Raw genomic sequence first — 6645 nt, forward strand, 5'->3', positions numbered from 1 at the left:
CCTCGTTCAGGCCGGCGTGACGAGGTGGGTGTCGTAGGCCAGGATGACCGCCTGGACGCGGTCCCGGGCGCCGGTCTTGGCGAGGATGCGGCCCACGTGGGTCTTGACCGTGGATTCCGCCAGGTGGAGGCGTTCCGCGATTTCCGTGTTGCTCCAGCCCTTTCCGATGACCGTGAGGATCTCGCGTTCCCGGTCCGTGAGGGAGGAGAGGCGGGGGTCCTCGGGCCGGGGGGTCGTCGTGGGGGACGCCGGCAGGTGGTGGATGTAGGCGTCCAGGAGGCGGCGGGTGAGGCTCGGGGCGACGACCGCGTCGCCGGCGGCCACCGCCCGGATGCCCGCGAGGAGTTCCTCCGGCTGGGCGTCCTTCACCAGGAAGCCGCTGGCGCCGGCGCGGAGGCCGTCGTACGCGTACTCGTCGAGGTCGAAGGTCGTGACGATCAGGATCCGGCTCCGGGCGCCCGTGGCGATGACGCGGCGCGTGGCCTCGATGCCGTCCAGGCCGGGCATCCGGATGTCCATCAGGACGACGTCGGGGCGGTGCCGGTCGACCAGGCGGATCGCCTCGGTGCCGTTCGACGCCTCGCCGACGACCGTCATGTCGTCCTGGCTCTCCAGCAGCATGCGGAAGCCGAAGCGCTGCATCGGCTGGTCGTCCGCGATGAGAACGGTCGTCACGAGGGGGTGTCCTCCCGGGGGAGTCGGAGCCGGACGGCCCAGCCGCCGGTCGGCAGCGGGCCGCATTCGAGTGTGCCGTCGTAGAGGGCCGCGCGCTCGCGCATTCCGGTGAGTCCCTGGCCCTGGCCCGGGGAGGGGGCCGGGGCCGTCCCGCCGGTGTTCGTGATCTCCGCCCGTACCTCTTCCGGCGTGTGGGTGAGGACGACCCGTGCCGCGGTGCCCGTCCCCGCGTGCTTCAGGGTGTTCGTCAGGGCTTCCTGGACGACGCGGTAGATCGTCAGTTGGGCGCCCGGGGGGAGGGGCGGGGCGGTCGGTTCGTCGCGGGTTTCGAGACGTACCGGCAGGCCGGCCTTCCGCACGCCGGTGATCAGGGCGTCGAGGTCGGCCAGGGTGGGCTGGGGGTCGCGGGCGGCCTCCTGCTCGTCGTCGCGCAGGACGCCGAGGAGGCGGCGGAGTTCGGCGAGGGCCTGGCGGCTCGTCGTGCCGATCGCTTCGAGGGCCTGGGCGGCGCGCTCCGGGTTCCTGGCCGCCGCGTAGCGGCCGCCGTCCGCCAGGCCGGTGATGACGGACAGGTTGTGGCCGATGATGTCGTGCATCTCGCGGGCGATGCGGGTGCGTTCGGCGGCGGCCGCGAGCCGGACCTCCTGGTCGCGTTCGATCTCCAGGCGGCGGGCCCGGTCGACGAGGCCGGCGGTGTAGTCCTTGCGGGAGCGGACCGCGATGCCGAGGAGGGCGACCAGGGCGTACGCCCACAGGGTGGGGACGACGCGCTGGTCCCAGGACTCCAGGGGATGGCGGACCGCGCCCGTCACGAGCGGCGGCAGGATCAGGACGAGGGACCAGAGGAGCGCGCGGGGCGGGCGGCTGAGCGCGATGTGGAAGAGGGGGAGCATCTGGAGGTACGAGGCCTGGAGGAAGGCCCCCGAGCCGTCGCTGACCAGGGTCGCGCAGGCCATCACCGCCAGGACGGCCGTGGGATGGCGCCGGCGCCAGTAGAGCGGTACGGCGAGGACCAGGGACAGGGTGACCACGAGCCAGGCCGGGACGGACGGGTCGCGGGCGGTGTTCCGCCAGCCGCCGGCCGCGTCCACCAGGGCCGCGGTAGTCCAGAGGAGGGTCACCGCGGCGTCCCACACCCAGGGGCGGCCCTTGTCGAAGGCCCGTACGCGGGCGAGGAGGCGCTGGGCGTGTCGGCTCGGGCCCGTCGTCCCGTGCGGCTGTGGTGTCTCCTCCGTGATCACGCCGTCATCATCCTCATACGTCCCGGCGCTTGAGCAACAGTGCGGGGACGGCGAGCGCCGCGGCCGCCCACAGGAGCAGGGCCAGGAAGGCGGCGCCGGGCGAGGCCGCGCCCGGGAGGGGGGTCGCGGAGCCGAGGACGCCGGCCGCCTGCGTGGGGAAGTACCGGACGACGGTGTCCATCACCTCGTACGGGAGCATCCCGAGGATCTCCGGGACGATCAGGACCCCGCCGACGAAGGCGCCGATCGCGCCCGGCACCGAGCGGAGGGCCGCGCCGAGGCCGAGGGCGATCAGGCCCAGGAGGGTGACTCCGGCGGCGTTGCCCGCGATGGCGGCGAGGACGCCGTCGTCGGTGAGGGAGGCGGCCTGGTCGGTGTCGGAGAGGAAGACCTGGGCGGTGAGGAAGGTCAGCAGGGCGGTGAGGAAGGAGATCGTGAAGACCGCGGCCGTGTAGACCGTCGCCTTCGCCCACAGGACGGGGAGGCGGCGGGGGACCGCGGTCAGGGAGGCGCGGATCATGCCGGTCGCGTACTCGCCGGCGGTGACGAGGATGCCGAGGACGGCGAGGGCGATGCCGCCGAGCTGGGAGCCGTACAGGGTGAGGACGACGGTGTCGACGTCGGAGTCGCCGCCGTCGGAGGTGTAGGTGGCGCCCATGAGGATGCCGACGCCGAGGAGGAGCGCGACGGAGGTGAGGACGGTGATCCAGGTGGAGCGGACGGTCCGGAGCTTGTGCCACTCCGAGCGGAGGACGCGGGACGAGGTGATCGCGGGGGTGGTCATGCGGGGGCTCCCTGGTACTCGACGGAGTCGCGGGTGAGGTCCATGAACGCCTGTTCCAGGGAGGGGGCCTGCGGGGTGAGTTCATGGAGGGGGACGGCGTGGGCGGCGGCCGTGCGGCCGATCTGCGGCGCCTCCAGGCCGGTGACGAGGAGGGTGTCCGGTCCCTCCGCGGTGATCCGGGCGCCGGGGAGGAGCGTGCGCAGGCGGTCCGCCTCCGGGGTGACGACCTTGACGCTCGCGCCGCCCGAGGTGCGGACGAGTTCGTCGACCGTGGTGTCGGCGAGGAGGCGGCCCTTGCCGATGACGATCAGGTGGTCGGCGGTGAGCGCCATCTCGCTCATGAGGTGGGAGGAGACGAGGACGGTACGGCCCTCGGCCGCCAGGTTCTTCAGGAGCGTGCGGATCCAGAGGACGCCCTCCGGGTCGAGGCCGTTGACCGGTTCGTCGAGGACGACGGTGGCCGGGTCGCCGAGGAGCGCGGCGGCGATGCCGAGGCGCTGGCCCATGCCGAGCGAGAAGCCCTTGACGCGCTTGTGGGCGACGTGGGCGAGGCCGGCGAGGGCGAGGACCCGCTCCACGCGGGCGCGTGGGATGCCGTGCGTGTGGGCGAGCGCCATGAGGTGGTGGTGGGCGGAGCGGCCGGGGTGTACGGAGCGGGCTTCCAGGAGGGCGCCGACGTGGGTGAGCGGGGCGCGGTGGTCGGCGTAGGGGCGGCCGTCGACGGTGGCGTGGCCGCGGGTGGGGGCGTCGAGGCCGAGGATCATGCGGAGGGTGGTGGACTTCCCGGCGCCGTTGGGGCCGAGGAAGCCGGTGACGGAGCCGGGGCGGACGGTGAAGCTGAGGTCCTGGACGACGGTGGTGTCCCCGTACCGCTTGGTGAGGTTCTCTGCTCGGATCATGCCTTCGACGCTAGGGAGCGGGCGGGGGCGGGGCGTCGGACCCGGGGCGGGTGTGCGGGGCCGGGCGTAGTACCCGGGTACGACGGACGGTGTGGGGGCTCTCAGGGAAAAGGCCTTGTCAGGGGGGTGAGGGCCTCGTCAGGATCGGCGGCATGGACTATTCGATACGCACCATCCGCGCCGACGAGTGGGAGAAGACCCGCGAGATCCGGTTGGCGGCCCTTCAGGACCCGGTCGCGCACCTGGCGTTCCTCGACACCTACGAGGCGGCCGTCGAGCGGTCCGACGCCTTCTGGAAGGAGCGGGCGGAGGGCGGTTCCGAGACCGGCGACGGGAAGGTGCGGCAGCTCGTCGCCGAGGCCCCGGACGGCAGCTGGGCGGGCACGATCACCCTGCTCGTGGAACGGCCCTCGGACGAGGTGCGGTTCGGTGAGGCGGCGAAGGTCGAGCAGACGCACATCGTCGGCGTGTACGTGCGGCCCGAGGCGCGCGGTACGGGTGTCATCGACGCGCTGTTCCAGGCGGGTGTGGAGTGGTCCTGGTCGCTGTCCGAGCCGGTGGTCGAGCGGGTTCGGCTGTACGTCCACGAGGAGAACGGGCGGGCTGCGGCGTTCTACCGGCGGTTCGGGTTCGTGGCGACGGGGGACACGGTGGCGGTGCCGGGGGGCGAGGGCGCGCTGGAGCTCGAGTACGAGTTGGTGCGGCCCGCGTCCGTCTAGCTCTCGGGCCGGGCGCCTGGGAGGCTTGGGGCCTGGGGTTCGGGTGGACTCGGGGGAGCTGTGCAGGAGTTGAGGCCGGACGATCCGGCGGTCATCGGTCCGTACCGGCTGGCGGGACGGCTCGGCGAGGGCGGGATGGGCGAGGTGTTCCTCGGCGAGTCCGTCAGCGGCCGGCGGGTCGCCGTGAAGGTCGTGCGGCCCCAGCTGGCCGCCGACCCCGGCTTCCGGCAGCGGTTCCGGAGGGAGATCGAGGCGGCCCGGAGGGTCGGCGGTTTCTGGACGGCGCCGGTCGTGGACGCGGACCCGGAGGCAGCGGCGCCCTGGGTGGCCAGCGCGTATGTGGACGCCCCCGATCTGGGGCGGCTCGTGGCGGCCTCCGGTCCCTTGGCGGAGGCGGCGCTGCGGCGGCTCGCGGCCGGGCTCGCGGAGGCGCTGGACGCCGTGCACCGGGCGGGGCTCGTGCACCGGGACCTGAAGCCGTCGAACGTGTTGGTCACGGACGACGGGCCCCGGGTCATCGACTTCGGCATCTCGAAGGCGGCCGAGGGGGCGACGGCGCTCACCGCGACGGGGCTCGTGGTGGGGACGCCCGGCTTCATGTCGCCGGAGCAGGCGTCCGGGGGCTCGGTGGGGGCGGCGAGCGATGTGTTCTCGCTGGGTGCGGTGCTGGCGTTCGCGGCGACCGGGGAAGGGCCGTTCGGCGAGGGGAGCGTGCCCGCGCTGCTCTACCGCGTGGTGCACGACGAGCCCCGGCTCGGCGGGGTGCCGGGCGGGCTGCGGGAGCTGGTCGCCCGGTGCCTGGAGAAGGAGCCGGGGCGGCGGCCTTCCGCGGGGGAGTTGTTGGGGATGCTGGGGGCGGTGGGGCGGCCCACAGAGGTGGCCGAGCCGGCCGAGTCCGTGGCTGCTCCCCGGGAGGGGGAGGTCGGGAAGGCCAAGGAGGCCGAGGTGGTCTGCCGGCGGCCGCTGGGTGCCGCGCCCCGGATCCTGCTGGGCCTGGGGATCCCGCTGACGCTTCTCTGCGGGGTCGGCGCGGTCGTCACGGAGTCCCCGGTGGACGTGTTCTTCGGAGTGCCCGGGGCGGCCCTGCTGTTCGCGCACGCGGTCGGCGTCCCACGGCTGCTGTTCGACCGGGACATGACCGTACGTGCCGCGCGCGACGGTCTCACCGTCACGGCCGGCGAGGCGTCGTGGTGGGCCGGCTGGCGGGCCGTGAGGTCGCTGTCCCTGACCCCTGCGGACGGCGGCGGGCAGGTCTGGCACCTGGCCGTCACCCTGAACGGGCCCGCGGTCGCGCACGTACCGCCCAGGTGGCGGGGGCGGGACGGGCAGGAACACGTACGCATCGCCCTGCGGTTCCCCGACGCGCATGCCGCCCGGGTGCGGCTGCGGTGGCTCAGCTCGGTGCTCGTCCACGCGGCCGCGCCCGGGTACGTGCCGGACCGGGCCCTCAGTGGCTGAGCGAGTCCTCCGGCCAGCGGGACCTGGCCTGTTCGCGGGAGCGCAGCAGGGCCAGGGTCGGGAGGCCGTGGGCGTGGCCCGTGGCGAGGAGGTCCGGGAGCCGGGGGAGCGGGGCCACGGCGGCCACGTCGTCGAGGACGAGGGTCAGTGGTGGGTCGAGCCGACCGTCGGATGACCGTGCGGCCATGCGGCGGCCGTGCTCGACCACGCTTGCGGCGAGGGCCGTGAGAAGCGGCATCGCGCCGGGGTGGGTGCGGGGATCCTCGATCGCCTCGCCCACCACGTAGAGCGTGCCCCCTTCGCCGAGAAAAGATGCGAGTGCCAGCGAATCAGTTCGATTCGGTACGCACGCCTCCCTGATGTGGACCGAGGAGAGGGCGGCGAGCGCACGGGCCGTCAGTTCCTGTGCCAGGCGGCGGCTCTCGGGGTGTGCGGTGAGCGCCGATTCCAGGAGGCCCGCCAGGCCCGAGGCGGCCTTCGGGTGGCTGCGGAGGATGCGTACGGGTTCGTGGGCGCCCGCGCCCTGCGCCCAGCGGTGGACCTGCCGGAAGGGGCGGCCGTCGACGGCGGCGGCGTGCAGCCAGCAGCGCAGGAGCGTCTCCGCGGTGTCGGCGGTGGCCGCGTCGAGGCGGGAGTGCGGGCGTACGGGGGCGAGCAGGGCGATCGCGCGTTCCTGCGCCACCGCCGGGTCCTCGCAGTGCTCGGACGGTGACCAGTGGAGCCTGGCGGGGGTGTCGCAGAGGTGGCCGGGGTCGTGCACCAGGACCGGGCCGAGCTTGCCGCGCGCGTCCTTGGTGGAGGCCCAGACGGTGGGGTCGGAGGTGACGACCAGGACCGGGCCCTCGGCGCCGTAGCTCTCCGGGACGTGC

General features: G+C 74.1%; 7 protein-coding genes. 2 read left to right on the plus strand and 5 right to left on the minus strand.

All coding sequences use genetic code 11. The features are described 5' to 3' along the window. Positions 1–6: 6 nt before the first annotated feature. Genes K7G60_RS37980 through K7G60_RS37995 form a run of 4 tightly spaced genes read right to left on the minus strand, consistent with a single transcriptional unit; the run spans position 7 to position 3599 of the window. Complete coding sequence (locus tag K7G60_RS37980) at positions 7–675, minus strand: response regulator transcription factor (RefSeq protein ID WP_225805531.1); 669 nt, start codon at positions 673–675, stop codon at positions 7–9. Next, complete coding sequence (locus K7G60_RS37985) at positions 672–1913, minus strand: sensor histidine kinase (RefSeq protein WP_374115746.1); 1242 nt, start codon at positions 1911–1913, stop codon at positions 672–674. Before K7G60_RS37985 ends, K7G60_RS37980 begins: the two co-directional genes overlap by 4 nt. A 16-nt stretch (positions 1914–1929) precedes the next feature. Further along, positions 1930–2700, minus strand: a complete 771-nt coding sequence (locus tag K7G60_RS37990) for an ABC transporter permease (RefSeq protein WP_225805533.1) — start codon at positions 2698–2700, stop codon at positions 1930–1932. Further along, positions 2697–3599 (minus strand): ABC transporter ATP-binding protein, encoded by a 903-nt coding sequence (locus K7G60_RS37995; protein ID WP_225805534.1) that lies wholly within the window; start codon positions 3597–3599, stop codon positions 2697–2699. The genes K7G60_RS37990 and K7G60_RS37995 overlap by 4 nt, the downstream gene beginning before the upstream one ends. Before the next feature lie 152 nt (positions 3600–3751). On the opposite strand from K7G60_RS37995, the gene K7G60_RS38000 reads away from it, so the two are divergent. Together K7G60_RS38000 and K7G60_RS38005 are read left to right on the plus strand one after the other, a co-directional pair. Continuing rightward, a complete protein-coding gene (locus K7G60_RS38000) occupies positions 3752–4318 on the plus strand; it encodes a GNAT family N-acetyltransferase (RefSeq protein ID WP_225805535.1) in 567 nt (188 codons plus the stop codon). A gap of 60 nt (positions 4319–4378) precedes the next feature. Next, entirely contained in the window at positions 4379–5776 is a 1398-nt protein-coding gene (locus K7G60_RS38005; RefSeq protein ID WP_225805536.1) for a serine/threonine-protein kinase, read from the plus strand. Here K7G60_RS38005 and K7G60_RS38010 read toward each other — a convergent pair. After that, on the minus strand, positions 5766–6645 hold an 880-nt coding region (locus K7G60_RS38010; protein WP_225805537.1), incomplete at its 5' end, for a type IV secretory system conjugative DNA transfer family protein. The two genes, K7G60_RS38005 and K7G60_RS38010, sit on opposite strands and share 11 nt — an antisense overlap.

This window comes from Streptomyces sp. NK15101, from assembly GCF_020400725.1.
Lineage (GTDB): Bacteria > Actinomycetota > Actinomycetes > Streptomycetales > Streptomycetaceae > Streptomyces.